Genomic DNA, 26,301 nt, shown 5'->3' with positions numbered 1-26,301 from the left:
CAGGCCGGCGGCGGTGTGCTCAGTCCCGCAGTCCGTTGAAGCGGCCCTGGTGGTAGAGGAGGGGCCGGCCGGCGCCCGTGGAGTCACCGAGGACCACCTCGGCGAGCACGATCCGGTGGTCGCCCGCCGGGACCCGGCCGACCACGCGGCAGACCAGCCAGGCGAGCACGTCGTCGAGCACGGGTACGCCCTCCGGGCCCTCGCGCCAGGCGGTGGGCGCGCCGAACCGGTCGGCACCGCTGCGGGCGAAGGTGGCCGCCAGGTCGCTCTGGTGCTCACCGAGTATGTGGATGCCGACGTACTCGGACGTCGCCACGGCGGGCCAGCTCGAAGCGCCGGTGCCGATGCCGAAGGAGACGAGCGGCGGCTCGGCGGAGACGGACGTGAGGGAGGTGGCGGTGAAGCCGGCCGGTCCCGCGGCGCCGCGTGCGGTGATCACCGCCACACCGGCGGCGTGCCGGCGGAAGGTGGAGCGGAGCAGGTCGGGAGAGGCGAGCCGGTAGGCGCCGAGTTCGGGGGTGGCCGTCAAGGAATTGTCCTTCTGCGAGGGGGTTCGAGCAGGGCCGGGGCTGGTCAACAGCCCGGACAGCGAGCGCTCGCGGTGCGGGCCAGGTCGACGTGGACCCGCCCGAAGAGAAGGAGTTCGGTCGGCACAGGGCCAGGCTGACGACAGATGGCACACACAGTCAAGTTCGGTCCGCGATCCGGGAGGAGGCTCACCCGGCTCCGGGGCCTCACACCGCCTCCCCGAGTGCGGCGATCACATCCGCCCTGCGCGGCTGTCCGGCGGCGCGCCGCACGACCCGCCCCTCGGCGTCCAGGACCAGCACGGTGGGCGTCTTGAGGATGTCCAGCGCCCGTACGAGGTCCAGGCGCGCCTCGGCGTCGATCTCGACGTGGGCGACGCCCGGCACCAGCTCCGCGACCTCGCCGAGGACGCGCCGGGTGGCCCGGCAGGGGGCGCAGAAGGCGCTGGAGAACTGCACCAGCGTGGCCCGCGCGCCCAGTTCGCCGCCCAGTTCCGCCGCACCGAGCCGTCTGCCGTCGTCCCGCACGCGCACCCGTACCCTCCCGCTCCGCCGCCTGTGCAGCACTCCGTAGGCGCTCGCCGCGACGAGCACCGCCACGCACACCATCAGTCCGGTCATCTTCGGCACAAGCGTTCACGAGACCGCAAAGATTCCCGCCTCCCGGAAGAGCCGCCGTTGCGGAATGCTTCGTTCATGGACATCGACGCGAGAGGTCCGCGCTTCGGTGCGGCCGTGACGACCGTGGTGCTCTCCGTGGCGCTGATCACGCGAAGCCCCTGGCTGCTGGCCTGGCAGACCCTCGCGTTCACGCTCGGGGCGGCCGGCGGGGTCGGGCGGTCGCCGTACGGTGTGCTGTTCCGGACGCTGGTGCGGCCGCGGCTCGGGCCGCCGACGGAGTTCGAGGCGCCCGAACCGCCGCGGTTCGCACAGGCCGTGGGGCTGGTCTTCGCCGGGCTCGGTCTGGTGGGCCTCACGGTGGGGCCGGCCTGGCTGGGGCTCGGGGCGACCGGCGCGGCGCTCGGGGCGGCCTTCCTCAACGCCGCGTTCGGCCACTGCCTGGGGTGCGAGATGTACCTGCTGCTCAAGAGGGTGACGGTACGGCCGGAGTGACGAGGATCTCGCCGTGTCCGGGCACCAGGACTGGCTACCCGTCCGTTCTTCGGGCACGATCTGCGAGACGCCGTAAACCTACGGCTGCGTAACTTTCCCGCCGGGAGCCCCCTTTCCCGAGCAGAGCAGAAAGGGTCCACCCCGCCCATGGCAGAGCTGGTCTACCGTCCCGTCATCGGTTTCGCCAAGACGCTGTTCAAGGCCTGGGACCTGAAGATCGACTGCCAGGGGTCGGAGAACATCCCACGCTCGGGCGGTGCGGTGCTGGTGAGCAATCACATCAGCTACCTGGACTTCATCTTCAACGGGCTGGCCGCCCTGCCGCAGAAGCGCCTGGTGCGTTTCATGGCGAAGGAGTCCGTGTTCCGGCACAAGGTGTCCGGCCCGCTGATGCGCGGGATGAAGCACATCCCGGTGGACCGCCGGCAGGGTGAGGCGGCGTACGAGCACGCCCTGGACTCGCTGCGCTCGGGGGAGGTCATCGGGGTGTTCCCGGAGGCCACGATCTCGCAGTCGTTCACGCTGAAGAGCTTCAAGTCGGGCGCCGCCCGCCTGGCCCAGGAGGCGGGCGTGCCGCTCGTCCCGATGGCGGTGTGGGGCACCCAGCGGTTGTGGACCAAGGGGCAGCCGCGCAACTTCCGGCGCAGCCACACCCCGATCACCATCCGGGTCGGCGAGCCGGTCGAGGCGCCGCGCGACCAGTACGCGGGCGCCATCACCCGCCGTCTGCGCGAGCGCGTGCAGGAGCTGCTCGACGCCGCCCAGCGTGCCTACCCCGCGCGCCCCAGGGGCTCGGAGGACTCCTGGTGGATGCCGGCCCATCTGGGCGGTTCGGCGCCGACGGTGGAGCAGCTGAGGGCGGCCGAGGCGCACTGACCCGCCGCCGGCCGAACCTCACCGGTACGCAGAGGAGTTCACGACGGGCCTCGTCGCCCTACAGGCGGTCGGGCAGCGTCCGCCACAGGTGCGGGCGGTCCGGGGCGGCCTTCAGCGCGCCGACGACGGCCGGATGCGGTCCGGCGTACAGGACCGGGTAGTCCGCCTCGTGCGACGCGGGGTCCGGGATCCAGGCCAGCCGCTCGCCGTTCAAGGAGAACCGGGCGTCCACACCGGGCTTGTTGCCGCGCGGATCCTGCCGGTGCCAGGCGCCGTGGAAGCGCACCGCCACCAGGCCGTGCAGGACATGACCGCCGCCGTCGTCGTGCGTCAGCCGCTGGTAGCACAGCGCCGTCGGGATGTCCTCGGCGCGCAGCAGGGCCGCCAGGGCGTGCGCCTTGGCGTGGCAGATGCCCGTGCGCAGCGCCAGTACGTCGGAGGCCCGCCAGGTCACGCGCGGGTCGTCCGCGTCGGCGGAGTGCGGGACGGTGTCGCGCACGAACTCATACGCGGCCTGTGCATAGGCATACGAGTCCGCGACATCTTCGGCGAGGCGGGCGGCCGTCGCCCGCACGACCGGATGATGATGGTCGATGACTTCGTCAGCGGCCAGGTAGGCGGACAGGTCGGCGGTGTCCTGGATCAGCTCCATGCCCGCAGAGCATAGGTAAGCGATCACCCGGCAGTCAATGACTTTCCAAGCGATCGCATACCTATGCATAGATGGGGACTAGCGCGCCATCTCCTCCTTGAGCGCCGCCACGAAGAGGTCGACGTCCTCCTCCGTGGTGTCGAAGGAGCACATCCAGCGCACATCGCCGGCGGCCTCGTCCCAGAAGTAGAAGCGGAACCGCTTCTGCAGGCGCACGCTCACCTCGTGCGGCAGCCGCGCGAAGACGCCGTTGGCCTGCACCGGGTAGAGGATCTCCACTCCGTGGACCGCCCGCACGCCCTCGGCCAGCCGCTGGGCCATTTCGTTGGCGTGGCGGGCGTTGCGCAGCCAGAGGTCCTTGGCGAGCAGCGCCTCCAGCTGCACCGACACGAAGCGCATCTTGGAGGCGAGCTGCATGCTCATCTTCCGGATGTGCTTCATGTGGGAGACCGCGTCCTGGTTGATGACCACGACCGCCTCGCCGAACAGAGCGCCGTTCTTCGTGCCGCCGAGCGAGAGGATGTCCACGCCGACGGCGTTGGTGAAGGTCCGCATCGGCACGTCGAGGGACGCGGCGGCGTTCGCTATCCGGGAGCCGTCCAGGTGCACCTTCATGCCGCGCGCGTGGGCGTGCTCGCAGATCGCGCGGATCTCGCCGGGCGTGTAGAGCGTGCCCAGCTCCGTGCTCTGGGTGATCGACACGACCTGCGGCATGGCACGGTGCTCGTCCTCCCAGCCGAAGGCCTGCCGGTCGATCAGCTCGGGCGTGAGCTTGCCGTCGGGCGTGGGCACGGTGAGCAGCTTCAGACCGCCCATGCGCTCGGGGGCGCCGCCCTCGTCGACGTTGATGTGCGCGCTCTCGGCGCAGATCACCGCGCCCCAGCGGTCGGTGACCGCCTGGAGCGCGACGACGTTCGCGCCGGTGCCGTTGAAGACCGGGAAGGCCTCCGCCGTGGGGCCGAAGTGGCCGCGGACGATCCGCTGGAGGTTCTCGGTGTAGTCGTCCTCGCCGTACGCCACCTGGTGGCCGCCGTTGGCCAGGGCGATGGCGGCCAGCACCTCCGGGTGCACTCCGGCGTAGTTGTCACTGGCGAAACCGCGGACCTCGGGGTCGTGATGACGACGCGCGTCGGTCCTGGGAGGGTTCACGGCTTCTCGGTCAGCCACAGACGGTTTCCGTTCACTTCGGCGGCGGTCTTGCTCCAGACGCCCTCGATGGCCTCGGCCAGGTCCTTGACGTCCGTGAAGCCCGCGAACTTCGCGTTGGGGCGTTCGGCGCGCATCGCGTCGTGCACCAGCGCCTTCACCACCAGGATGGCAGCCGCCGAGCGCGGGCCCGCCTCGCCCCCCGCCTTGCGGAAGCCGTCCGCCATGGCGAGCGTCCAGGCCTCCGCCGCGGCCTTGGCGGCGGAGTACGCCGCGTTCCCGGCGGTGGGCTTCGACGCGCCGGCGGCGCTGATCAGCAGGTAGCGGCCGCGGTCGCTGCGCTGCAGGACGTCGTAGAAGGCCAGGGAGGTGTTCTGGACGGTGCGGACCAGCAGCTTCTCCAGCAGGTCCCAGTCGGCGAGGTCGGTCTCGGCGAAGGTGGCGCTGCCGCGCCAGCCGCCGACGAGGTGGACCAGACCGTCGATGCGGCCGAACTCCTTCTCGGTGCGGTCGGCCCAGGCGCGGGTGGAGCCCAGGTCGAGCAGGTCGACCGTCTCACCCGTGACCGTGGCCCCGCCGCCCGCGTAGCGGGCCGCGTCCACGGCCTCCGCGAGGCGCTCGGGGTTGTTGTCGGCGCCGACGACGATCGCGCCCGCCTCGGCGAGCCGGACCAGCGCGGCGTGCCCGGCGGGTCCGCCCGCACCGGCCACCGCGATCACCGCACCACTGAGAGACCCGTTCCCCACCATGTTCTTCCCCTCTTGAGCAGTGTCGTTGAGGCGGTCGCTCACGCGGCGATCCGCTCGGCGCCGTCCGCGGTGATGCCCTTGGTGGAGGCGATCACGTTCTTCAGCTTCTTGGACAGGGCCTCATAGAACATGCTCAGCGGAAACTCGTCCGGAAGCACGTCGTCGACGAGCTTGCGCGGCGGCAGGGACAGGTCCAGGGCCTCCGGGCCCTTGGCCCACTTGGAGCCGGGGTGCGGGGCCAGGTAGGTGGCGACCAGCTCGTAGCCGGCGAACCAGTGCACCAGCTTGGGGCGGTCGATGCCGTCCTTGTACAGCTTCTCGATCTCGGCGCACAGCTGGTTGGTGACCTGCGGGGCGCGCTCCCAGTCGATGGAGAGCTTGTTGTCGGTCCAGCGGACGACATCGTGCTTGTGCAGGTAGGCGAAGAGCAGCTGGCCGCCGAGGCCGTCGTAGTTGCGGTTGCGGTCGCCGGTGACCGGGAAGCGGAACATGCGGTCGAAGAGCACCGCGTACTGCACGTCACGGGCCTGCGGGACGCCGTCCGCCTCGAGCTTCACGGCCTCCTTGAAGGCGGTGAGGTCGCAGCGCAGTTCCTCCAGGCCGTACATCCAGAACGGCTGGCGCTGCTTGATCATGAACGGGTCGAACGGCAGGTCACCGTGGCTGTGGGTGCGGTCGTGGACCATGTCCCAGAGCACGAAGGCCTCTTCGCAGCGCTTCTGGTCGTGGATCATCGCGGCGATGTCCTCGGGCAGCTTCAGGCCCAGGATGTCCACGGAGGCGTCGGTGACCCGGCGGAAGCGGGCGGCCTCACGGTCGCAGAAGATGCCGCCCCATGAGAACCGTTCCGGCGCCTCGCGCACGGCGATGGTCTCCGGGAAGAGGACCGCGGAGTTGGTGTCGTAGCCGGCCGTGAAGTCCTCGAACTTGATGCCGCAGAAGAGCGGGTTGTCGTACCGGGTGCGCTCCAGTTCGGCCAGCCAGTCCGGCCAGACCATGCGCAGCACGACCGCCTCGAGGTTGCGGTCGGGGTTGCCGTTCTGGGTGTACATCGGGAAGACGACCAGGTGCTGGAGGCCGTCCGCACGGCCCGCCGCGGGCTGGAACGCCAGCAGGGAGTCCAGGAAGTCCGGTACCTGGAAGCCCTCCTCCGCCCAGCGGCGCAGGTCCTCGACGAGCGCCTCGTGGTAGGCCGCGTCGTGCGGGAGCAGCAGGGAGAGCCGCTCGACCGACTCGACGACACGGCGCACGGCGGCCTCGGCGTCGGCACGCTCCGGGGCGCCCTCGGCCTCGAAGTCGATCGATCCGTCCTTGGACTGCCATGGCCGGATCTGCTCCACGGCATCCTTGAGCACGGGCCAGGCCGGGTGCTCAACCACCCTGGTCAGCGAAGGAACCTTCTCCTCCGTAGCCACCTGCACAAGAATTTCCGTCATGTCCCATCCTCCACGGGAGAACCTCGCGTACGCACACCGTACGCATACCCCGTTTCTCCCAGCAAGAGGCAGCTCGGGAAATTATTCTGCGCAACCCCATGGTCACCGCTGTTTTTCCTGCACGAAACCGTGACGGCGGTCACTTTCGTTGAGGGCCGGAGCACCGCGAGAGCCGTGGGCACCGCTCGGATCCAGACGGTCAACTCCCAGGAGACGCGCCCACGCCCGGGTGACGACAGGGACGGATACGAGCCAGTCGCCGCACGCCCCGCGCTCCGATCCCCGGCGCAGACGCGGGTTCATCACGGGACCCGGCCGTTAGGCTGCGACTCAGCCGCGTGGACAGCGACGCCCGTCGGGTCCGCGGGCGCCGAGCCGCCGTCGACGGAAGCGGGTTGAGCCTTGAACTTCCTTACCATCGGTCACCGCGGGGTCATGGGTGTGGAGCCCGAGAACACCCTTCGCTCCTTCGTCGCCGCGCAACAGGCCGGCCTCGACCTGATCGAACTCGATCTGCACCTGAGCAAGGACGGCGCCCTGGTCGTCATGCACGACGCCGAGGTGGACCGTACGACCGACGGCACCGGGCCCATCGCCGAGATGACCCTCGCGGAGCTGCGCGCCCTGGACGCGGGCCGCGGGGAGCGCGTGCCGGTCTTCGAGGAGGTCCTGGACGCGGTACGGACGCCGTTGCAGGCGGAGATCAAGGACGTGGCGGCGGCCCGGGCGCTGGCGGAGGTCATGCACCGGCGGGACCTCGTCTCGCGGGTGGAGGTGTCCTCCTTCCACGACGAGGCCATCGCCGAGATCGCCCGGCTGGTGCCGGGCGTGCGCACCGCGCTCATCGCCAGCCGCTACGGCACCGACGTGGTGGACCGCGCCAGGACGGCGGGGGCCGCGACCGTCTGCCTCAACATCCGGCGGCTGAGCCTGGAGGTCGTCGAGCAGGCACGGGCGGCCGATCTGGCCGTCATCGGCTGGGTGGTCAACACCCAGGACCATCTGCGGCTCGTCCGGGCCCTCGGGCTGGACGGGGCGACCACCGACTACCCGGAGATCAAGCGCACCGGCCGCTTCACCGCGTGAACCGGCGCGCCGTCTCCCAGGTGATCGTCACACGAGCGGCTTGACCAGCAGCTCGAACCGGAGGTCGTCGCGCTGCGGGATGCCGAAGCGTTCGTCGCCGTACGGGAACGGGGTCGTCTCTCCCGTACGGCGGTAGCCGCGGCGCTCGTACCAGGCGATCAGGTCCTCGCGGACCGAGATCACCGTCATGTGCATCTCCGTGACCCCCCAGGTCGCCCGCGCCTGGCGCTCCGCCTCCGCGATGACGGCCTTGCCGAGTCCCGCGCCCTGGAGGGTGGGGCTGACCGCGAACATGCCGAAGTAGGCGGCGTCGCCGCGGTGCTCGAGCTGGCAGCAGGCGACGATCCGGCCGCCCTGCTCGACGGTCAGCAGCCGGCTGTCGGGCGCCTTGATGACCTCCCGCACGCCCTCGGGATCGGTCCGCTGCCCCTGGAGTATGTCCGCCTCAGTGGTCCACCCGGCCCGGCTGGCGTCGCCCCGGTACGCCGACTCGATCAGCGCGACCAGTGCGTCGACGTCGACGTCACCGGCGTCGCGGAACGTCAGTGCGGTGGCGGCGGTTTCCATGGGGCGGTCTCCGATCTCGGGCGCTGCTGAAGCAGGGACGAGGGTAACCCTGCCACTAAGCTCCGGATGCATGGTGCATGTACTCAGCAGCCGGACACTTCTGCGGCCCACCGACCCCGAACGCTCCCGTGCCTTCTACGGGGAACGACTGGGGCTGGCCGTCTACCGCGAGTTCGGCACGGGCCCCGAGCGCGGGACCGTGTACTTCCTCGGCGGCGGATTCCTGGAGGTCTCGGGACGCTCCGAGAGCCCCGCGCCGCCGGAGGTGCGGCTGTGGATGCAGGTGGCGGACGTGGCCGCGGCGCACGAGGAACTGCTGGCCAAGGGCGTCGAGATCGTACGGCCCCCGGTGAAGGAGCCGTGGGGCCTGATCGAGATGTGGATCGCCGACCCGGACGGCACCCCGATCGTGCTGGTGGAGATCCCGGACGACCATCCGCTGCGGTACCGGGCCGAGATCTGAGGCCGGGAACCAGACCTTCCCGCCCGCTGTGAGCAGATGGCCGCTGACGCCGAGCAGCGAGGGCACGGACTCGGACCTCCGCAGCGCGCGCAGGACCACTTCCCGGTGCCCGGGGTCGTCGAGCCGCCCGGAGATGTCGCCCATCAGCCAGGCGGCGCCCTCCACGCCGTACTGGCCGTGCACGCCGAGCCCCGCCGCGGTGAACTCGGCGGGCACCTCCGCGGGTTCGTGGAAGTAGGCCGTGGTGAACAGCGACTTCGCCCCGGCGGCGGGCCGCATGAGGCCGTCACGGGCCGAGGCGTCGATCTGCGGCCGCCGGTCGGGGTCGAAGTACAGGCCGGTGGCGAGGTTGTCGTGAACTCCCGCGTACCGGTTGATGGTGGCGGCCACCACCAGTCCACCGGGGCGCAGCACACGGTGGGCCTCGGCGAGGGCCCGGACCCGGTCCTCGCGCTCGGGCAGGTGGTAGAGGGGGCCGAGGAGCAGGACCGCGTCCACGGACGCGTCCGGCACGTCCAGGGCACGGGCGTCGCCGAGGCGGGCGGTCACTCCGGGCAACCGGGCCGCCCTTTCGACGTGCAGGGGCACCGGGTCGACCAGGTCCACCGCGTACCCGTCGGCGGCGAGCCACCGCGCGTGCACACCGCTGCCGCCCCCGACGTCCAGGACCTGCGCCGGAGCGGATGGCAGCAGCCGGCGCAGCACGTCCTGGGTGCGCCACAGCTCCAGTCGTCCGGCGCCCGAACGCAGCCTGCCGCCCTAGCCGTCGCGGCCGTAGTACTCCGCGATCTCCCCGGCCAGTTCGGGAGCCCCGCCCACCGTCGTCTCGTCCGCGTCCATGCCCGCACCCTGGCCGACCGCCGTCGGGGGCGGCAAGCGAATTGCGCGCGCCACCGGGCTCGGCGGGGGCGAGCGATTCACGTGCCGTGGCACTTCACGGAGCCCGCTCCGATGGCCGCTGTCAGTGGTGGGGGCTAGCTTCGGGAGGAGGTGCCGCCGGCCCGCGTGGTACGGGCCGCGGGCCGACCGGGAGCGGGTACGGGGAAGGAACCGTCATGAAGTTCGACAAGCCGGTGATCGGCGGACCCTGCTGGACCGAGCTGGGGACCAGCGATCTGGAGGGTGCCAAGCGGTTCTACGCGGAGCTGTTCGGCTGGCGGCCGGAGACGGACCCGCGGCAGGAGGCGGGCGGGTACACGGTGGCGCACCTGGGGGACGCCGCGGTGGCGGCGCTCAGCCCGCTGTACCAGGAGACCCAGCCGGTCGCCTGGAACGTGTCGTTCGCGGTGGCGGACGCCGACGACGCGGCACGGCGGGTGACGGAGGCGGGCGGGACTGTGGTCCTCGGCCCGATGGACGTCTTCGACGTGGGCCGCTTCGCGGTGGCCCTGGATCCGACGGGTGCGGCGTTCCAGCTCTGGCAGGCGCGGAGCTTCCAGGGCGCCGGTCTGTTCAACGCGCCCGGCACACTCGGCTGGGTGGAGCTGGCGACCCGCGAGCCCGACCGGGCGCGGGACTTCTACACCACGGTCTTCGGCTGGAGCGTCAACGCCTCCCAGTGGTACACGCAGTGGGGCCTCGGCGGAGAGGACTTCGGCGGGATGGCGGACATGGGCGACCGCTTCCCGCCCGAGGCGCCGGCCCACTGGATGCCGTACTTCGCGGTGGCCGACGTGGACGCGGCGGCCGAGGTCGCACGGGAGGCCGGCGGCGACGTCGTCGTGCCGCCCGCGTCGGTGCCGGACGGCCCGCGCATCGCCGTGCTGCGGGACCCGCAGGGCGCGGCGTTCGGGGTTCACCGGTCCGGCGAGGAGGGCTGAGCGGCGGGCTCCCGCGCGCTCAGCCGCGCAGGGAGCCCATCCGGCCCTCGAGACGGCTGAGCAGGTCGCCCAGGAGCGCGGCCAGTTCGCCCTGGCCCTCGGGGGCGAGGACGGACAGCACGGACGTCTCGTAGGCGAGCTGCTCGGGGAGGATGCCGTCCACGAGGTCACGGCCCGCGTCGGTCAGGCGGAGGTGGGCGACCCGGCGGTCACGGGTGTCGCCGCGCCGCTCGATCAGTCCGCGCTCGGTGAGCTGCTTGAGCCGCTTGGTGACGGCGGCTCCGGAGGAGAAGGTCTCCCGGGCCAGCTCTCCCGGGGTCAGCTCGTGGCCGGTGCGGCGCAGCGCACCGAGCAGGTCGAACTCGGGGCGGCTGAGTCCCGCACGGCGCAGCGGGGCGTCCTCGGCCTGCTGGAGGAGGGCGGCACAGCGGTTGATCCGGCCGATGACCTCCATGGGCCCGGTGTTCAACTCGGGGTGCACGGCACGCCACTGCCGGACCACGGAGGCGACGGTGTCGCCCTCACCGCCTCCGGTGTCCCGCCGTCCCCACTCGGCGTCGCTCCCCCGCCGGCCCCCTGCAGCCTGCCCGGCCTCGCTCGCGGCGGTCGAAGGTCCTTCGCCCACGGCAGCCCCGTGTTGGTGTCCCGCCTCGTTCACGGCGGCCCGGTGCCCGGTCGCGTCCCCGGCGCGCCGACGTTCACGACCAGGCTCGCCCCCTGTGTCCGGGTAGCCGCCCGCCCGGGAGGCCTGCGCCGTCGAGCGCTCCTCGGCCGTGTCCTGTCCGGCATCGGGCGCTCCGCCCGGCCCGGCGCCGCCCGCGGCCGACCGGGCCCGTGCCCGCGCCGCCCCGGCCGCCGACATCGGGTCAGCGGCGCCGCCGCCCGGACCCGGCCGACCGGCCGCACCGGCGGCAGCGGCACCCGTGGAGCCCGGCCCGGCCGCACCGGCGTCGCCCGGCGCGGGGGCCCCGGTCCCCGTCGGTGCGCCGGCCCGGGTGCGTGCGGCCGGCGGTCGTCCGTTCGTCGGGGTCATGGCCGTGCTTCCTCCGTCGTGCTGCCCGTGTCCTGCGCCGGCGGGGCGAACCCCTGGCGTCGTACCGTCGCGGCGAGCGTACGGTGTCCGGACTGCTCGGCCAGCACGACCCGCTCCTCGGGCAGTGCCCGCTGCCACCACTCGCCGGAGGCCGCGTCGGCCGTGGCGCGCAGGTCGACCAGGGCGGCGGCCAGGGCACGCCGGGCACTTTCCAGGGCGCGGGGCGCCGGGTGCGGCTCGGCGAGCAGCCGAGCGGAGTTCTCGCGGGTGCGTTCCGCGGCGGTCAGCGCGTGCTCCAGGCGGTCGCCCGCGCGCCGGTTGGTGACGGCGACGGCCGCGACGAAGCCGACCAGTGCGCCGACGAGGGTGTCGGCGACACGCTCGCCGATGAGCTGTCCGGCGTCCTGGGTGCGGGCGAACTCGGTGATGAGCAGCGCCATCGGCGTGACGCAGACGGTGCCGAGCCAGTAGTTGCGGCTGATCAGCGCCTCGGCGCCGAAGTTGAAGGCAAGGCAGGTCAGTACCAGGGCCGCCGGGTGCAGGTGCGCCAGCGGCGCCACCGCGGCGAAGACGAGGACGCCGAGGAGGTTGCCGACGACGCGCTGGACGCTCCGGTTCCAGGTGAGGGTGACGTTGGCCTGGTAGAGGGAGGCCGCGGTGACCAGCGCCCAGTAGGGGCGGCCGACGCCGAGGGCCAGGGAGGCGTACCCGGCGAGGGCGCAGCCGATCGCGGTGCGTGCGGCGATGGGTGCGAGCGGGGCGAGCCGGTGCCGCAGCGGGCGGCGCGGGGCGGCGAGTTCGGTGTCCACGCCGAGCAGTTCGTCGGCGGACTCGCGCGCGAACCCCACCCGCGGGATCCGGCCGGTACCCCGCAGCTCGCGGGCCCAGACGCGCAGTCGGCCGGGGTCGGTGTCGGCAGGGGCGGCGAGCGCGACCTCGGCACGCACGAGGAGCCCTTCGAGGGCGCGCCGGGTGCGGTCGGGCCGGGTACCGCCGGCCAGCAGGGACTGCCACGCGGCGTGCACGGCCGCGGCGGTGGCGGCGCGGGCCCTGGCGTGGCCCTCGGCGGTGCCGCCGGTCTCGGCGTACGCGGCGGCCGCCGTCAGGGCCTGCGCGGTGGCCCGGCGCTCGGGGCCGTGCGGGCGCAGCAGGCGGGGTGCCATGCCGACCAGCCAGGCCCAGACGCCCGCGAGCAGGGCCAGTCCGACGTGTCCTGGCACCTGGTGGAGGCTCTGCGGCATGAAGAGGGAGGCCGAGCTGATGAAGGCGAGGATCACGTTTCCCGGCGGCCCGATGCGGGTGACGTCGCAGACCGCCTTCTGCACGGCCGCCATGAGGGCGCCCACGGTGACCAGGACGACCGCGCTGGTGGTGAGCGAGGCCGCGACCAGGGCGAGGGCGAGGCCGCCGACCATGCCGAGCACCACCCAGGCGAGGACGCGGGCCCGGGCGGCGTAGGGCCGGTTGTGGCCGTAGAGCGCGCAGAGCGAGCCGGCCATCGAGTACGCCGCCAGATCGAGGCGCCCGAGGGCCAGCAGGATCAGGTTGGGCGGAGCGGTGGCGACGACCACGCTGAGCGCGGGCTTGAACCAGATGTCGGAGGGCCGCCCGAGGCGGAGCACTCCGGCCAGGGGGAGACGGAGTCGGATCGCACTGCTCATACCTACTAATTTAGCATGTGTTTTATCAGTAAAACATGCGGGTCTCGCTCCGCTCACCTGCTGTGCTCCGGCGAACGCTCCCCGTGTACACCCTTGCGCTTGCGTGCGCGCCGCATGCCGTGGGCATCGCATCCCTCGACCGACCGTCGAACGGGGGGTGGCGCGTGCACGGACCGGGTTCGCCGGCCTGGCTGCTGGTCGCGCTGTGCGCGGCCACCGGCGCCTACTGTCTGCTGCGGATGCGCAGCGGTGTCGAGGAGCAGCGCCGGGCCGCGGGCGGCGAGGCGCTGATGGGGTTCGGCATGGCCGCGATGGCCGTGCCCGCGACGGTGTTCACCCCGCCGGGGTGGGCCTGGCCGCTGTACGCGGCCGTGTTCGCTGCGGCCGCGCTGCGGGCCCTGTGGACCGCGCGCACCGGAGCCCACCATCTGCACCATCTGGTGGGGACGGCGGCGATGGTCTACATGGCCCTCGCCATGGCGGTCTCCCCCGCCTCGCACCATGCGCACGCCGGTGCCGGGGTACCGCTGGTGACGGGCGTGCTCCTGCTCTACTTCACCGGCTACGTGCTGCTGGCGGGCGCCCGTCTGGTGCCCTCGGCCGGCCCGGCGGGTGCCGGGCCGGGGATGCGCTGGGGCGACCGTCCGGAGCTGGCACGGGCGTGCCGGCTGTCGATGGGGATCGGCATGGTCGCCATGCTGCTGGCGATGTGAGCCGCCCGGCGGCACGGAGGACATGAGGCACGGAAGACACGCGGCACGGAGGACATGACGGCCCGGGCGGCCCGGCGACGCGGAGGGGACGAGCGTTGCCTGCGTCACTTCGGCCCCGACGACCCACCCGTGGGCGGCGGTGCGCTCATAGGGTGCTGCCCATGATGGTCCCCGCGGCCCTGTTGCTGCTCGGCGCCCTGACCGCCGCCCTCGCCCCGCGGCTGCTCGCCCGGGCCGACTGGCCGGACCGGGAGCCGGTGGTCGCCCTGTGGGCGTGGCAGTGCGTGGTGGCGGCCGTGCTGCTGTGCTGCGCGCTGTCGATGACGCTCAGCGCGGCCGCGGCCTGGCAGGCGGTGCGCGGCCATGTGTTCGGTACGGCTCCGCGCGCGGTGGTGGACGCGTACGCCCTCGGCACGGCCGGACCCTGGGCGGCGCCGATCGCGGTGGCACTGGCCTGCGGCGGACTGTGGAGCCTGGCGATGCTGGTGCGCCAGGTCGCACGGGCCCGCTCGCGACGGCGGGCGCACCGGGCCGAACTCCTCGTCCGTGCCCCGCTGTTGCCCGGCGAGGAGCCGGCGGGCGGCAGGCTGGTGGTGCTCGAGGGCGAACGGCCCGACGCCTGGTGGCTGCCCGGCACGGCGCCCCGGCTCGTCGTCACCACGGCCGCTCTCAGCCGGCTGAAGGGGCGTCAACTGGACGCCCTCCTCGCCCATGAGCAGGGGCACGCCCAGGCCCGCCACGACTGGCTGCTGCACTGCTCGACGGCGCTGGCCGACGGTTTTCCGCAGGTACCGGTCTTCGCCGCGTTCCGCGACGAGATGCACCGGCTGGTCGAGCTGGCGGCCGACGACACGGCCTCCCGGCGCTTCGGCCGGCTGACGACCGCGCTGGCGCTGGTCGGGCTCAACGAGGACCGGGGCGTGTTCGGGCCCTGCCCGACTCCGCAGGCGCACGTACCGCAGCGCGTGCACCGGCTGCTCACTCCCCCGGACCGCCTCCCGGCGCTGCACCGGCTGCGCCTGACCGCGGCAGCGGCCCTGGTGCCGGTGGTCCCGGTCCTGGTGGCCTTCGTGCCGGGCCTGCGGGCACTGGGCTAGCGGCCTGCCTCGGGCCCCGGCGCCCGAGGCGTCCTCCGTTCCCCGATGAGCGGCCCGGCGCCCGGACGGTGGCCATCGGGCCGCCTCTTCGACGAAGATCGCAGCATGCGCCGCCGGCCGACCGAATCCCCGCCCCGTACACCGCCCCACCGCACCGCGGCCCGCGCGGCCGTCGTCCTCGCCGTCTGCTGCGCGCTGCTGCTGGCGGTCGTCGTGCTGCGGTGGCGTCCGCTGCTCGCCCTGGACGGCGACATCTCGCGCACCACCCACCGCTGGGCGGTGAGCGATCACGGTGTCACGTACGCCTTCCGCGTCCTGACCGACTGGGTCTGGGATCCGCTGACCATGCGCGTGGTGTGCGCCGCCGCGGCGGTGTGGCTCGGGTGGCGCCGCGCGGCCTGGTGGACGGCGTTGTGGCTGGCGGTCGCCGTGGCGCTGGCCACGATCCTGCAGCAGGCGGTGAAGACCGCCGTCGGCCGGCCCCGGCCGGCCTGGCCGGACCCCGTCGACAGCGCACACTACGCGGCCTTTCCCTCCGGCCACGCCATGACGGCCACCGTCGTCTGCGGACTCCTGCTGTGGCTGCTGCGCCGCCACGACGCCGGCCGGGCCCTGTGGCGTACGGCCGTCGCCGTGGCCGCCGTCTCGGTGGCCGGTGTGGGCCTGACCCGGGTGTGGCTGGGTGTCCACTGGCCCTCGGACGTGCTGGGCGGCTGGCTGCTGGGGGCGCTGGTGGTGGCGGTCGCCGTGGCGGTGTACGAGTGGCCGGCGAACGGCCGGCCGGGATCAACACCCGGATAGAATCCGGCGCATGGCTGCCGTGCTCTTCGATTTCTCCGGGACCCTGTTCCGTGCCGAGTCCACCGAGTCCTGGCTGCGGGCCGTGCTGGACGAGGCCGGAATCGCGCTCACCGGCCCCGAACTCGCCGACGCGGCGGCCGCGTTGGAGGTGGCGGGCGCGCTGCCGGGCGGAGCGGACCCGGTCGAGGTGCCGGAGGACCTGGCCGGGCTGTGGGCCGTCCGGGACGAGAGCGCCGAGCAGCATCGGGCCGCCTACACCGGGCTGTCCCGGCGCGTGCCGCTGCCCGCCCCCGAACTGCACGACGCGCTGTACGAGCGGCACATGGCCCCCGCCGCCTGGTCCCCGTACCAGGACGCCGCCGACGTACTGCGGGCGCTGCGCGAGCGCGGGATCGGCGTGGGCGTGGTCAGCAACATCGGCTGGGACCTGCGCCCGGTCTTCCGCGAGCACGGCCTCGACGCATACGTGGACGCGTATGTGCTGTCGTACGAACACGGCGTGCAGAAACCGGACCCGCGGCTCTTCTCGGCCGCCTGCGAGGAACTGGGCGCCGACCCGCGTGAGGTGCTGATGGTCGGGGACAACAGAACGGCGGACGGCGGCGCGGCCGCGCTGGGCTGCCGCGTGCACTTCGTGGACCCCCTGCCGGTGGCACAGCGGCCGGACGCGCTGCTGCCGGTCCTGGGCCTGGTCGGCTGACCGGGCCGCCGCTCCCGGCGGCCCGGGACGGCATGTTCGAAGCCGCCCGCCTGAGACGATCCCCCGTGTCGCCCCAGACGGACGGCAGCTCTGAGCGGACTCCGCGCACGGCGGAGCCTCTGCGTCCGAGTATAGTTGGCTGGCAGCCAGTCAACGCAGGAGTTACAGGATGTCCCCGCGCAGCGCCTCGGTCAATGAAGAGTTGCGGCGGCGTTCCCGGGAGCGGCTGCTGCAGGCCGCGGTCGAACTGGTCGACGAGCACGGGTTCGAGGCCACCACGCTGGCCGACATCGCGGACCGGGCGGGCTCGGCGCGCGGACTGGTGTCGTACTACTTCCCCGGCAAGCGCCAGCTCGTGCAGTCGGCCGTGCACCGGCTGATGCACCGCACGCTGGAGGAGGCACTGGAGCGGGAGCCGCGGACCGACGACGGCCGTGAGCGCCTCGCTCGGGCCATCGACGCGATCCTGGGCCTCGCCCACGACCGCCCTGTGCTCATGCGGCAGCACATGGCCGGACTGCTCCAGGCAGAGGGCTTCGTGCAGTGCCCGGAGCAGCGACGGCTGTCCGAGCTGCTGAGCGACACGGTCGCCCGGTACGGCTCGGCGGACGTGACGGCCGACTACCCCATGCTGCGGGCCACGCTGATGGGCGCGGTGTTCGCGGCCCTGGTGCCCGGGGTGCCGATGCCGGTCCCGGCGCTGCGGGCCGAGCTGTTCGAGCGGTACCGGCTCGACTGGGAGCTGGGCACGCCGCCGGGCAGCGGCACGGACTCCGCGCCGGCCCGGTGCCAGGACCTGTCGCGCTTCTTCGCGACCGGGGAGCGGGCCGAGCGGGCGGCGCCCGGGAAGCCGGCCGAGTAGGCGGCACCCGGGGGACGCGCCGAGCGGGCGGCGCCCGGAGCCAGTGCGGGCGTGCGGACCCACGCGCGGGTCACCCTCCCGGCCCCTGCCGCCCCGGGCCCGGCGGTGCCATGCTGGAACCGTCCGCACACTTTTCTCCTTCGGGGCAAGGAGTACCGCCGTGCTGCGTGTCGCCGTCGTCGGTTCCGGGCCGAGCGGGTGCTACACCGCCCAGAACCTGGTCCAGCTCGATCCCGAGGTCCACGTGGACGTGCTGGACCGGCTGCCGTGCCCCTACGGCCTGGTGCGGTACGGCGTCGCCCCGGACCACGAGAAGATCAAGTCCCTCCAGGGCAGCCTGCGCTCGGTGCTGGAACACGACCGGGTGCGGTTCCTCGGCGGGGTCCGGGTGGGCGGCCCGGGCGGACTGCCCGTGGAGCGGCTGCGGGAGCTGTACGACGCGGTCGTGTACTGCGTGGGCGCAGCCGCGGACCGCCGGCTGGGCATCCCCGGCGAGGAACTGCCGGGGAGCTGGTCGGCGACCGAGTTCGTGTCCTGGTACAGCGCCCATCCGGACGCGGCCGACGCCGGGTTCGTGCGCGGGGTGCGGTCGGCCGTGGTCATCGGGGTGGGCAACGTGGCCGTGGACGTCACGCGGATGCTGGCGCGGGGCCCCGGCGAGCTGCGCCCGACGGACATGCCGCAGGCGGCGCTGGACGCGCTGGCGGCGAGCGGGGTCGCCGAGGTCCACATGGTCGGCCGGCGCGGCCCCTCGCAGGCCCGTTTCACCACCAAGGAGCTGCGCGAACTGGGCGGCCTGCCCGGTACCGAGGTGTCGGTGGACGCGGCCGACCTGGCACTGGACCCCGGGTGCGCCGACCCGGCGGCGCTGCCGGCCGTGCAGCGCCGCAACGTGGAGGCGCTGCGCGGGTGGGCGGCGGACCGGACCGGCCGGGCCGTCCGCCGGATCCGGCTGCGGTTCTTCCTGCGGCCGGTCGAACTGGTCGCGCGGGACGGCCGGGTGGGTGCCGTGCGCTTCGAACGGACCGCGCCGGACGGCCACGGGGGCGTGACGGGCACGAGCCGCTTCGAGACCGTGCCGGCCCAGTTGGTGCTGCGGTCGGTCGGCTACCGCGGAGTGCCGCTGGACGGGCTGCCGTTCGACGCGTCGAGCGGTACGGTGCCGCACCGGCAGGGCCGCGTGCTGCGCGAGGGCACCACCTCACCGGGCGAGTACGTCGCCGGGTGGATCAAGCGCGGTCCGACGGGGGTCATCGGCACCAACCGGCCGTGCGCCAAGGAGACGGTCACCTCCCTGCTCACCGACGCGCCCGCGCTCGTGCGCGACCGGACGCCCGACGACCCGATCCCGGCGCTGCGAGCGGCCGGAATCGAGCCGGTGCCGTGGACCGGCTGGCTGGCCATCGAGCGCGCCGAGGCGGAGCTGGGCGCGCGGCTGGGGCGAGGCGTGGTCAAGCTGGCCGACTGGGACGCCCTGCTGACGGCGGCGCGCACCGGCTAGCGGAGTCGACGGCGCCCAGGTGGGCATGACACACACCGGCAACACCGCAGAAATCAACAAACTGTTCAAGGCTCTTACGGTTTCGTGCTGTCCGGATGCCACTCCACCCGCCGCTCTGGAGTCCCCATGTCCACGACCGCAGGCACCCACCCCGTTGACGAGATACCACCGGCACGGCTGCTCGCGGCCTTCGGCCTGCAGCATGTGCTCGCGATGTACGCCGGCGCCGTGGCGGTGCCCCTGATCGTGGGCGGCGCGATGAAGCTGTCGCCCGCCGACCTGGCCTACCTGATCACCGCCGACCTGCTGGTGTGCGGCATCGCCACGCTGATCCAGTGCGTCGGCTTCTGGCGGTTCGGTGTGCGGCTGCCGATCATGCAGGGCTGCACGTTCGCGGCCGTGTCGCCGATGGTGCTCATCGGGACGACGGGCGGCGGGCTGCCGGCCATCTACGGCTCGGTGATCGTCGCGGGTCTGGCGATCATGCTGCTCGCGCCGGTCTTCGGGCGGCTGCTGCGCTTCTTCCCGCCCCTGGTCACCGGCACGGTGATCCTGATCATCGGCCTGTCGCTGCTCCCGGTCGCGGGCAACTGGGCCGCGGGCGGCGCCGGCGCGAAGGACTTCGGCGAGCCGAGGAACCTGGCGCTGGCGGCCTTCGTGCTCGCGGTGGTGCTGGTCGTGCAGCGGTTCGCACCCGTGTTCCTGAGCCGGATCGCCGTCCTCACCGGCATCGCCGTGGGCCTGGCGGTGGCCGTGCCCCTCGGGTTCACCGACTTCGGCGGCGTCGCGGACGCGGACTGGGTGGGCATCAGCACCCCGTTCCACTTCGGGGCGCCGGAGTTCAGGGTGTCGGCGATCGTGTCCATGCTGGTGGTGGCGCTGGTGACGATGACGGAGACGACCGGTGACCTGATCGCGGTCGGTGAGCTGACGGAGCGGCGGGTCGAGCCGCGCTCCCTGGCCGACGGACTGCGCGCGGACGGTCTGTCGACCGTCCTCGGCGGCGTGTTCAACACCTTTCCGTACACGGCGTACGCGCAGAACGTGGGGCTGGTCGGGATGACCCGGGTGCGCAGCCGGTGGGTGGTCGCGGCGGCCGGCGGCATCCTCGTGCTGCTCGGTCTGCTGCCGAAGCTGGGGGCGGTGGTCGCGGCGATTCCCGCGCCGGTGCTCGGCGGGGCGGGCCTGGTCATGTTCGGCAGCGTCGCGGCGAGCGGCCTGCGGACGCTGGCCCGGGTCGGCTTCAGGGGCAATGACAACCTGACGGTGGTGGCCGTCTCGGTGGCGGTCGGCATGCTCCCGGTGGGTGTGCCCGCGGTCTACGCGAAGTTCCCGGACTGGTTCCAGACGGTGATGAACAGCGGCATCAGCGCGGGCTGCCTGACGGCGATCGTCCTGAACCTGCTGTTCAACCACCTTCCGGATCGGGCAGGTTCGCCGGCGGCGGCCGGGGCCGACGCGGACGCCGCGGCCGGGGCGGTGCCGGCCGGTGAGCGGGAGGCCGGGCGAACGTCCCCCGGTACGAGGTGAGTCGGTGACCCGGCGGCGGCCGGGGCCGCCGCCGGGTCACTTCCCTCGGAGCAGCCCCGTGGGCACCGCTTCCGCCAGCACCCCGTACCCCCTCGGGTTGAGATGCAGCCAGTCTCCGTCGTGGAGGCCGGGAAGCAGCCGGGCGGGGCGGGCCGGGTCCCGTACCGCGCGGTCGAAGTCGATCACCGCGTCGAAGTGGCCGGGGGTGCGGATCCAGGCGTTGACGCGCTGCCGGGACGCCTCGCGCTCCCCCGCCGCGTCGTCGTAGAGGGCGTTGCCGCCGAACGGCGTCAGGGTCGCGCCGTAGACGCGGATGCCCTGGGCGTGGGCGCGGACCAGGATCTGCTCGTACCCGGCGATCAGGTCGTCGGTGACGGCGCGCTGGGCCCCGGGGTCGGCGTCGGCGGTGCCGATGTCGTTCACGCCCTCGAAGAGGATCAGCCAGGAGACCCCGCTGCGGGAGAGGACGTCCCGGTCCAGCCGGGCGAGCACATTGGGGCCGAGTCCGTCGGCGAGCACGCAGTTGCCGCCAGCGGCCTGGTTCAGCACGGCGACGTCCGAGGTGGAGCCGCGGGCGCGCAGCCGCTCGGCGAGCCGGTCCGGCCAGCGGTCGTTGCCGTTGGTCGTGGACCCGCGGCCGTCGGTGAGCGAGTCGCCCACCACGGCCACCGCCGCCGCCCGCTCGGGTGAAAGCACCTCGACATCGCTCAGCAGGTACCAGTGGTTCACCGCGGTGGCGTCCGGCAGGTCCAGGTCGCCGGCGTGGTCGCCGTGCTGGAGGTACGAGGTGGTGCGCGACCCGGGGTGCGAGGTCAGCGCGAGCGACGGCTGGCCCTGGGCGGTGTACGCCGTCACGGTCAGGTCGGATCCGGGGCGCAGGCGGAAGTCGACGGGGTCCGAGACCAGTTGGGCGCCGACCGGGACCGTCGCGGCATCCCGTCCGGCGAAGGTCACCCGGCGCGGGCTGCCGGGTTCGATCGCGCCGGCCCCGGCGCGGCCGCCCTCGGGGAGCGCCACGGTCACCGCGGTCAGCGGCAGCGGCGTGTCTCCGTAGGCGTCGGAGAACCGCAGCAGGAGGTGCCTGCCGCCGATGGTGACGTGGACGGTCTGCCGCAGCGTGGTGTCGGCGAGCACCGAGGACTCACCGGTGAACGGCGCGGGCGGCAGGTTCCCGGGCTCGGTCAACTGCGGCATGCCGGTCCAGGTGTGCACCCAGTGCGGGCCCGCCTCGGCGCCCGGAGCCGCGGGCGGCCGTCCCGGACCGGGCCGCCCGAGCACGGCTCTGAGCGCCGAGGACACGACGAACAGGGAGAGGACCAGGACACAGAGCATGAGCAGGGCGGCCATCGACGTTCTGCTGAACGGGTGCATCGTGGCATGGACACTCCCGTCATGGAAGCGCTCCCACGACACTTCCGGGTGACCGAAAACCGACTGCGGGAAGCGTTGACCAGAAAGCGCTTACCTCTTACGGTCCCGTTCATCAACGTGACCAACCGATCCGCCAGTTGAGGTCAGGAGGCCAGGAAATCCCCCATGCGCGTTCCCCACGGCGTACGTCATTCACGTACACAAACCAACCCCCCACTCGAAGGGACGCACCCGCATGCTGAAGCGACACCTCACCGGAGCGGCGACGGCCGCCGTGGCCCTCGCGGCCACTGCCGTGCTCGCGCTGCCTCAGGCGGCCGGGGCGGCCGACACCTCGCCTGTCGGATTCGGCGCCGGCACCACGGGCGGCGGCGGCGCCGCGGCGGTGACCGTCTCCACGTCCGCAGCCTTCAAGGCGGCCGTCGCCGGCGGTACGGCGAAGGTCGTGAAGGTCAACGGTCTGATCTCGCTGAGCGGTCAGATCGACATCGGCTCCAACACCACGGTCCTGGGCGTCGGTTCGTCCTCCGGATTCACCGGCGGAGGACTGCGCCTGAAGAAGGTCACCAACGTCGTCGTCCGCAACCTCAGCCTCAGCAAGGCCGTCAAGACGGACGCGATCACCGTGCAGGCCTCGACGAAGGTATGGATCGACCACAACACCCTGTCCTCGGACCGCGATCACGGCAAGGACTACTACGACGGCCTGGTCGACATCACCCACGGGTCCGACTACGTGACCGTCTCCTGGAACACCTTCAAGGACCACTACAAGGGCTCGCTCGTGGGCCACAGCGACCGCAACGCGAGCGAGGACACCGGGCACCTGCGGGTGACCTATCACCACAACTGGTTCGACAACGTCAACTCCCGCATCCCGAGCCTGCGTTTCGGCACCGGGCACTTCTACGACAACTACGTCGTCGGCGCCGGGACCGCCGTGCACTCGCGGATGGGCGCGCAGATGCTGGTCGAGAACAACGTCTTCCGCGGCACCGAGGTCGCCGTCACCACCAGCCGGGACAGCGACGTGGACGGTTACGCCAACCTGCGCGGCAACGACCTCGGCGGAGCCGCGACCGAGATCTCACGGACCGGCACCTTCACCAGCCCCCCGTACGGCTACACCGCCGAGCCCGCGTCCGGCGCCATCGCCTCGGTGACGGCCGGCGCCGGCGCCGGAAAGATCTGACCACCCGCACTCGGAGAAAGGCATTCGGGACATGACCTCAACGGCACTCACGCGCGCGGGATCGGGCCGCGCGCTGCTGGGCGGACTCGCCGCCCTCGGTCTCTCGGTTGGCATGATCATGACCAATGAATCGACGGCAAGCGCCGCCACCTGGCCCTCGGCCAACGGCAGCCAGGCGGTGACGTCCACCATCCCGGTCTCCGGCACCAAGGACTACGGGATGAAGCGCCTGTACGGCTCCGGAGACCTGGGCACCGGCGGCCAGGACGAGGACCAGGGGCCCATCCTGGAACTCGCGCCCGGCGCGGTGGTCAAGAACGTCATCATCGGCTCACCCGCCGCGGACGGCATCCACTGCCTGGGCAGTTGCACCCTGCAGAACGTGTGGTGGGAGGACGTCGGCGAGGACGCGGCCACGTTCCTCGGCTCCTCGTCCTCCAACGTCTATACCGTCAGCGGCGGCGGGGCGAAGGAGGCCGGCGACAAGGTGTTCCAGTTCAACGGCGCCGGGGCGCTGAACGTCTCGAGCTTCGCCGTGAAGAACTTCGGCACCTTCGCCCGCTCGTGCGGCAACTGCAAGACGCAGTACAAGCGCACGATCAACCTCAACTCCATCGAGGCGACGTACAAGGGCAGCAAGCTCGTCGGCATCAACACCAACTACGGCGACAGCGCGACCCTGAAGAACATCACCGTCGTCGGCGACAGCAGCAAGAAGATCGTCCCGTGCCAGAAGTACATCGGCAACAACACGGGCAAGGAGCCGTCGACGAACGGCTCGGGCGCGGACGGCACCTACTGCAGGTACTCGTCCTCGGACATCACTTACAAGTGAGCGCCCGAAGTGCCTGAGGGGCCGCCGTCCCGCCGGGGCGGCGGCCTCCGCACGCTCACGGAGCTATCGCGCGCGCCCCCGGGGCCCCAGCGAGGCGGACAGTTCCTCCTGGTACTCCGCGTAGGCGGTGCGAAGCGCCTCCCCCGGCCAGTCGGCGGGCAGCAGGCCGGCCGGCAGGACGGGGTCGGTGAGCAGGTGGCGCACGACCGCGGCGAAGGCGGTGAGGCGGTCGGCCGGCCGGCGGGCCGCGGCCGTGTGGGCGAGCAGAGCGCGCGCGGTGGCGGCCCACTCGTCCAGGGGCCACAGCCGAGCGGCCAGGTCGTGCGGGTCGCCGTCGGGGCGCGCGGTGTACGACAGCGTCACGCGCGCGAGGCCGGCGGGCAGCGGCCGGCCGAGGTTGGCGGGGCGCAGCCACACGCCCTCGCGGAGTTCGGCCAGGCGCAGGGCGGTCAGGCGGGTGCGCAGATCGGCCCGTTCGGCGGGACCGCGGCCCGTCGCCGTGATCACCAGCATCTCCCAGTCGCCGTGCCACGCGCGCGTGCGGGGGCGCAGCGCCTCGTCCTGGCGGCGCTGACGGGCCAGCAGCCGGTCGCTGAGCCGGTAGACGGCGTCCGTGCGCCGGAGGTCGCCCGCCGCCACCATCCGGCTGAGTGCGGCCCGCAGCGTGGAACCGCCCACACCGAACGGTTCCACCAGCCCGACCAGGGCCTTCACCGGCAGCTCGGGCGGGTGCGCCCCCAGGAGCAGGCTCAGCACGACCGACCGCGCGGACAGCGGCCGCAGCGCGGCCCCGCCCGGCTCGGCTGACACGTTCATGCGCATGGGCACACACTGTACGGAGACGTCTTGTTACATCATTGCTACAGCCGCAGGGAGAGTGCAACATGTCTCCATGGTCTCGACATCCGCGCAGCCGCAGTCGCAGTACGCCACCCACGACGTCACCAACCAGGCCCCGCCCCTGGCTCCCTACGACGCCTCGGAGGACCGGGCCCTGCTGGAGGGCCTGCGCCGGGAGGGCGCCGGCTGGGCCGAGGACGGCCTGCGGCGGCTGGGGCGGCAGGCAGGCAGCGCTGAGGCCCAGGAGTGGGGCGAGCTGGCCAATCTGCACGAGCCGGAGCTGCGCACCCACGACCGCTACGGCCACCGGGTCGACGAGGTCGAGTTCCACCCCAGCTGGCACCACCTGATGCGGACGGCCGTCGCCGAGGGCCTGGCCGGCGCACCCTGGGCGGACGACCGCACCGGCGCCCACGTGGCCCGGACCGCGGGCGGCCTGGTGTGGGGGCACACCGAGGCCGGGCACGGCTGCCCCACCTCGATGACGTACGCCGCGGTGCCCGCGCTGCGCGCCCAGCCGGACCTCGCCAAGGTCTACGAGCCGCTGCTGACCAGCCGCGAGTACGAGCCCGGGCTGCGCGTCCCGGCCGAGAAGCCCGGGCTGCTCGCCGGGATGGGCATGACCGAGAAGCAGGGCGGTTCCGACGTCCGCACCAACACGACCGTGGCCACGCCCACCGGGGAGGCGGGCGTCTACACACTGCGCGGGCACAAGTGGTTCACCTCGGCCCCCATGTGCGACGTCTTCTTGGTGCTCGCCCAGGCGCCGGGCGGCCTGTCGTGCTTCCTGGTGCCACGCGTACTGCCGGACGGCAGCCGCAACACGTTCCGCATCCAGCGGCTGAAGGACAAGCTCGGCAACCGGTCCAACGCCTCCTCCGAGCCGGAGTTCGACCGGACGGTGGCCTGGCTGGTCGGGCCGGAGGGCCGGGGAGTGAAGACGATCATCGAGATGGTGAACTGCACCCGGCTGGACTGCGTGATGTCCTCGGCGACCCTGATGCGCAAGACGCTCGTCGAGGCGGGCCACCACGCGCGTCACCGCAGCGCCTTCGGCGCCCGGCTGATCGACCAGCCGCTGATGCGCAACGTGCTGGCCGACCTCGCGCTGGAGTCGGAGGCGGCGACCACGCTCACCCTGCGGCTGGCCGGCGCCGCGGACCGGGCGGTGAGCGGCGACGCCGGGGAGCGGGCCTTCCGGCGGATCGCCACCGCCGTGGGCAAGTACTGGGTCACCAAGCGGGGCCCGGCGTTCACCGCGGAGGCCCTGGAGTGCCTGGGCGGCAACGGCTACGTCGAGGAGTCCGGGATGCCCCGCCACTACCGGGAGGCCCCGCTGCTGTCCATCTGGGAGGGCTCGGGCAACGTCAACGCGCTCGACGTGCTGCGCGCCCTGGGACGGGAACCGGACACCGCCGAGGCCCTGTTCGGAGAACTCGCCCTCGCGCGCGGGGCGGACGCCCGGCTGGACGCCGCCGTGTCCGGGCTGCGGACGCAGTTGGCCGAAACCGGGCAGGTGGGCGCCCGACGGCTGGTCGAGCGGATGGCCCTCGCGCTGCAGGCGTCCCTGCTGGTCCGGCACGCCCCGCACCCGGTGGCGGACGCCTTCTGCGCGACCCGGCTGGGCGGCGACTGGGGACACTCGTTCGGCACCCTGCCCGCCGGGACCGGCCTGGACGCGATCCTGGAGCGGGCCCTGCCCGACGCGAGCTGAGCCCCTCCTCGCCGAG

26 protein-coding genes and 1 pseudogene are annotated in these 26,301 nt (G+C 73.0%); 15 read left to right on the top strand and 12 right to left on the bottom strand.

The genetic code is table 11. The features are described 5' to 3' along the window. Positions 1-19 precede the first annotated feature (19 nt). Both AB0924_RS28760 and AB0924_RS28755 read right to left on the bottom strand, forming a co-directional pair. On the bottom strand, positions 20-529 hold the full coding sequence (locus tag AB0924_RS28760) for a flavin reductase family protein (RefSeq protein WP_359549559.1): 510 nt from the start codon (positions 527-529) through the stop codon (positions 20-22). A gap of 205 nt (positions 530-734) precedes the next feature. Beyond that, positions 735-1,148, bottom strand: coding sequence for a thioredoxin family protein (locus AB0924_RS28755; protein ID WP_358929171.1), 414 nt, complete (start codon positions 1,146-1,148; stop codon positions 735-737). Positions 1,149-1,223: 75 nt separating this feature from the next. Here AB0924_RS28755 and AB0924_RS28750 point away from each other — a divergent pair, with 75 nt between their 5' ends. Then, entirely contained in the window at positions 1,224-1,640 is a 417-nt protein-coding gene (locus tag AB0924_RS28750; RefSeq protein ID WP_358929169.1) for a DUF4395 domain-containing protein, read from the top strand. A 147-nt stretch (positions 1,641-1,787) separates the two neighbouring features. Then, positions 1,788-2,516 (top strand): lysophospholipid acyltransferase family protein, encoded by a 729-nt coding sequence (locus AB0924_RS28745; protein WP_358929167.1) that lies wholly within the window; start codon positions 1,788-1,790, stop codon positions 2,514-2,516. Between the two features lie 58 nt (positions 2,517-2,574). Here AB0924_RS28745 and AB0924_RS28740 read toward each other — a convergent pair whose 3' ends face one another. From AB0924_RS28740 to AB0924_RS28725, 4 genes are all read right to left on the bottom strand, one after another. Next, complete coding sequence (locus AB0924_RS28740) at positions 2,575-3,168, bottom strand: transglutaminase domain-containing protein (RefSeq protein WP_358929164.1); 594 nt, start codon at positions 3,166-3,168, stop codon at positions 2,575-2,577. A gap of 78 nt (positions 3,169-3,246) precedes the next feature. Further along, on the bottom strand, positions 3,247-4,317 hold the full coding sequence (locus AB0924_RS28735) for a low specificity L-threonine aldolase (protein ID WP_366912921.1): 1,071 nt from the start codon (positions 4,315-4,317) through the stop codon (positions 3,247-3,249). After that, positions 4,314-5,063: an SDR family oxidoreductase gene (locus tag AB0924_RS28730; RefSeq protein WP_358929458.1), complete on the bottom strand. Its 750-nt coding sequence runs from the start codon at positions 5,061-5,063 to the stop codon at positions 4,314-4,316. Before AB0924_RS28730 ends, AB0924_RS28735 begins: the two co-directional genes overlap by 4 nt. Positions 5,064-5,101: 38 nt before the next feature. Beyond that, positions 5,102-6,499: a DUF6421 family protein gene (locus tag AB0924_RS28725; protein ID WP_366912920.1), complete on the bottom strand. Its 1,398-nt coding sequence runs from the start codon at positions 6,497-6,499 to the stop codon at positions 5,102-5,104. A gap of 402 nt (positions 6,500-6,901) precedes the next feature. Between AB0924_RS28725 and AB0924_RS28720 the strand changes: the two genes are divergently transcribed. Beyond that, positions 6,902-7,585, top strand: a complete 684-nt coding sequence (locus AB0924_RS28720) for a glycerophosphodiester phosphodiesterase family protein (protein ID WP_358929158.1) — start codon at positions 6,902-6,904, stop codon at positions 7,583-7,585. A gap of 27 nt (positions 7,586-7,612) precedes the next feature. On the opposite strand, the gene AB0924_RS28715 is transcribed toward AB0924_RS28720, so the two are convergent. Next, positions 7,613-8,152 (bottom strand): GNAT family N-acetyltransferase, encoded by a 540-nt coding sequence (locus tag AB0924_RS28715; RefSeq protein WP_358929156.1) that lies wholly within the window; start codon positions 8,150-8,152, stop codon positions 7,613-7,615. A gap of 70 nt (positions 8,153-8,222) precedes the next feature. Between AB0924_RS28715 and AB0924_RS28710 the strand changes: the two genes are divergently transcribed. Further along, on the top strand, positions 8,223-8,615 hold the full coding sequence (locus AB0924_RS28710) for a VOC family protein (protein ID WP_366912919.1): 393 nt from the start codon (positions 8,223-8,225) through the stop codon (positions 8,613-8,615). Positions 8,616-8,630: 15 nt separating this feature from the next. Here the strand turns inward: AB0924_RS28710 and AB0924_RS28705 are convergent. Then, positions 8,631-9,371, bottom strand: a pseudogene (locus tag AB0924_RS28705) (class I SAM-dependent methyltransferase); the annotation flags it as partial. Positions 9,372-9,670: 299 nt separating this feature from the next. Between AB0924_RS28705 and AB0924_RS28700 the strand changes: the two are divergent. After that, positions 9,671-10,435, top strand: a complete 765-nt coding sequence (locus AB0924_RS28700) for a VOC family protein (protein WP_358929154.1) — start codon at positions 9,671-9,673, stop codon at positions 10,433-10,435. A 19-nt stretch (positions 10,436-10,454) separates the two neighbouring features. On the opposite strand, the gene AB0924_RS28695 is transcribed toward AB0924_RS28700, so the two are convergent. Together AB0924_RS28695 and AB0924_RS28690 are read right to left on the bottom strand one after the other, a co-directional pair. After that, a complete protein-coding gene (locus AB0924_RS28695) occupies positions 10,455-10,937 on the bottom strand; it encodes a MarR family transcriptional regulator (RefSeq protein ID WP_366912935.1) in 483 nt (160 codons plus the stop codon). A gap of 527 nt (positions 10,938-11,464) precedes the next feature. Then, positions 11,465-13,129 (bottom strand): FUSC family protein, encoded by a 1,665-nt coding sequence (locus tag AB0924_RS28690; protein ID WP_358929152.1) that lies wholly within the window; start codon positions 13,127-13,129, stop codon positions 11,465-11,467. 164 nt (positions 13,130-13,293) lie between these two features. Here AB0924_RS28690 and AB0924_RS28685 point away from each other — a divergent pair, with 164 nt between their 5' ends. From AB0924_RS28685 to AB0924_RS28655, 7 genes are all read left to right on the top strand, one after another. Continuing rightward, a complete protein-coding gene (locus AB0924_RS28685) occupies positions 13,294-13,842 on the top strand; it encodes a DUF5134 domain-containing protein (protein ID WP_358929150.1) in 549 nt (182 codons plus the stop codon). 161 nt (positions 13,843-14,003) lie between these two features. Next, positions 14,004-14,939, top strand: coding sequence for a M56 family metallopeptidase (locus AB0924_RS28680; RefSeq protein ID WP_366912918.1), 936 nt, complete (start codon positions 14,004-14,006; stop codon positions 14,937-14,939). 105 nt (positions 14,940-15,044) lie between these two features. Beyond that, positions 15,045-15,740 carry a phosphatase PAP2 family protein gene (locus AB0924_RS28675; protein ID WP_358929146.1) on the top strand — a complete coding sequence of 232 codons (696 nt, stop codon included), beginning with the start codon at positions 15,045-15,047 and terminating at the stop codon, positions 15,738-15,740. Positions 15,741-15,750: 10 nt separating this feature from the next. After that, entirely contained in the window at positions 15,751-16,440 is a 690-nt protein-coding gene (locus AB0924_RS28670) for an HAD-IA family hydrolase (RefSeq protein WP_358929144.1), read from the top strand. A 169-nt stretch (positions 16,441-16,609) separates the two neighbouring features. Further along, positions 16,610-17,302 carry a helix-turn-helix domain-containing protein gene (locus AB0924_RS28665; RefSeq protein ID WP_366912917.1) on the top strand — a complete coding sequence of 231 codons (693 nt, stop codon included), beginning with the start codon at positions 16,610-16,612 and terminating at the stop codon, positions 17,300-17,302. Positions 17,303-17,462: 160 nt separating this feature from the next. Continuing rightward, positions 17,463-18,803, top strand: a complete 1,341-nt coding sequence (locus AB0924_RS28660; protein WP_358929140.1) for an FAD-dependent oxidoreductase — start codon at positions 17,463-17,465, stop codon at positions 18,801-18,803. 126 nt (positions 18,804-18,929) lie between these two features. Beyond that, positions 18,930-20,333, top strand: a complete 1,404-nt coding sequence (locus AB0924_RS28655) for a nucleobase:cation symporter-2 family protein (protein ID WP_366912916.1) — start codon at positions 18,930-18,932, stop codon at positions 20,331-20,333. Between the two features lie 36 nt (positions 20,334-20,369). Here AB0924_RS28655 and AB0924_RS28650 read toward each other — a convergent pair whose 3' ends face one another. Beyond that, entirely contained in the window at positions 20,370-21,704 is a 1,335-nt protein-coding gene (locus AB0924_RS28650) for an SGNH/GDSL hydrolase family protein (RefSeq protein WP_366912914.1), read from the bottom strand. 235 nt (positions 21,705-21,939) lie between these two features. Between AB0924_RS28650 and AB0924_RS28645 the strand changes: the two genes are divergently transcribed. After that, positions 21,940-22,896 carry a polysaccharide lyase family 1 protein gene (locus AB0924_RS28645; protein WP_366912913.1) on the top strand — a complete coding sequence of 319 codons (957 nt, stop codon included), beginning with the start codon at positions 21,940-21,942 and terminating at the stop codon, positions 22,894-22,896. Positions 22,897-22,927: 31 nt separating this feature from the next. Beyond that, positions 22,928-23,731, top strand: a complete 804-nt coding sequence (locus tag AB0924_RS28640) for a pectate lyase (RefSeq protein WP_366912912.1) — start codon at positions 22,928-22,930, stop codon at positions 23,729-23,731. A 63-nt stretch (positions 23,732-23,794) separates the two neighbouring features. Here AB0924_RS28640 and AB0924_RS28635 read toward each other — a convergent pair whose 3' ends face one another. Next, on the bottom strand, positions 23,795-24,553 hold the full coding sequence (locus AB0924_RS28635; RefSeq protein WP_358929130.1) for a PaaX family transcriptional regulator C-terminal domain-containing protein: 759 nt from the start codon (positions 24,551-24,553) through the stop codon (positions 23,795-23,797). A gap of 70 nt (positions 24,554-24,623) precedes the next feature. On the opposite strand from AB0924_RS28635, the gene AB0924_RS28630 reads away from it, so the two are divergent. Then, positions 24,624-26,285: a DNA alkylation response protein gene (locus tag AB0924_RS28630; protein WP_366912911.1), complete on the top strand. Its 1,662-nt coding sequence runs from the start codon at positions 24,624-24,626 to the stop codon at positions 26,283-26,285. The last annotated feature ends 16 nt before the right edge of the window (positions 26,286-26,301 follow it).

The organism is Streptomyces sp. NPDC047869, assembly GCF_040704065.1.
Taxonomy (GTDB): domain Bacteria; phylum Actinomycetota; class Actinomycetes; order Streptomycetales; family Streptomycetaceae; genus Streptomyces.
The sequence above is the reverse complement of the archived record's forward strand: the minus strand, read 5'-3'. Positions and strand labels throughout refer to the sequence as shown.

Coding starts and splice junctions, on each gene's coding strand:
- AB0924_RS28680 (WP_366912918.1), top strand. CDS start 14,004: ATGATGGTCCCCGCGGCCCTGTTGCTGCTCGGCGCCCTGACCGCCGCC.
- AB0924_RS28725 (WP_366912920.1), bottom strand. CDS start 6,499: ATGACGGAAATTCTTGTGCAGGTGGCTACGGAGGAGAAGGTTCCTTCG.
- AB0924_RS28640 (WP_366912912.1), top strand. CDS start 22,928: ATGACCTCAACGGCACTCACGCGCGCGGGATCGGGCCGCGCGCTGCTG.
- AB0924_RS28755 (WP_358929171.1), bottom strand. CDS start 1,148: ATGACCGGACTGATGGTGTGCGTGGCGGTGCTCGTCGCGGCGAGCGCC.
- AB0924_RS28745 (WP_358929167.1), top strand. CDS start 1,788: ATGGCAGAGCTGGTCTACCGTCCCGTCATCGGTTTCGCCAAGACGCTG.
- AB0924_RS28645 (WP_366912913.1), top strand. CDS start 21,940: ATGCTGAAGCGACACCTCACCGGAGCGGCGACGGCCGCCGTGGCCCTC.
- AB0924_RS28730 (WP_358929458.1), bottom strand. CDS start 5,063: ATGGTGGGGAACGGGTCTCTCAGTGGTGCGGTGATCGCGGTGGCCGGT.
- AB0924_RS28665 (WP_366912917.1), top strand. CDS start 16,610: ATGTCCCCGCGCAGCGCCTCGGTCAATGAAGAGTTGCGGCGGCGTTCC.
- AB0924_RS28750 (WP_358929169.1), top strand. CDS start 1,224: ATGGACATCGACGCGAGAGGTCCGCGCTTCGGTGCGGCCGTGACGACC.
- AB0924_RS28655 (WP_366912916.1), top strand. CDS start 18,930: ATGTCCACGACCGCAGGCACCCACCCCGTTGACGAGATACCACCGGCA.
- AB0924_RS28715 (WP_358929156.1), bottom strand. CDS start 8,152: ATGGAAACCGCCGCCACCGCACTGACGTTCCGCGACGCCGGTGACGTC.
- AB0924_RS28635 (WP_358929130.1), bottom strand. CDS start 24,553: ATGCGCATGAACGTGTCAGCCGAGCCGGGCGGGGCCGCGCTGCGGCCG.
- AB0924_RS28740 (WP_358929164.1), bottom strand. CDS start 3,168: ATGGAGCTGATCCAGGACACCGCCGACCTGTCCGCCTACCTGGCCGCT.
- AB0924_RS28670 (WP_358929144.1), top strand. CDS start 15,751: ATGGCTGCCGTGCTCTTCGATTTCTCCGGGACCCTGTTCCGTGCCGAG.
- AB0924_RS28630 (WP_366912911.1), top strand. CDS start 24,624: ATGGTCTCGACATCCGCGCAGCCGCAGTCGCAGTACGCCACCCACGAC.
- AB0924_RS28650 (WP_366912914.1), bottom strand. CDS start 21,704: ATGCACCCGTTCAGCAGAACGTCGATGGCCGCCCTGCTCATGCTCTGT.
- AB0924_RS28675 (WP_358929146.1), top strand. CDS start 15,045: ATGCGCCGCCGGCCGACCGAATCCCCGCCCCGTACACCGCCCCACCGC.
- AB0924_RS28690 (WP_358929152.1), bottom strand. CDS start 13,129: ATGAGCAGTGCGATCCGACTCCGTCTCCCCCTGGCCGGAGTGCTCCGC.
- AB0924_RS28710 (WP_366912919.1), top strand. CDS start 8,223: ATGGTGCATGTACTCAGCAGCCGGACACTTCTGCGGCCCACCGACCCC.
- AB0924_RS28700 (WP_358929154.1), top strand. CDS start 9,671: ATGAAGTTCGACAAGCCGGTGATCGGCGGACCCTGCTGGACCGAGCTG.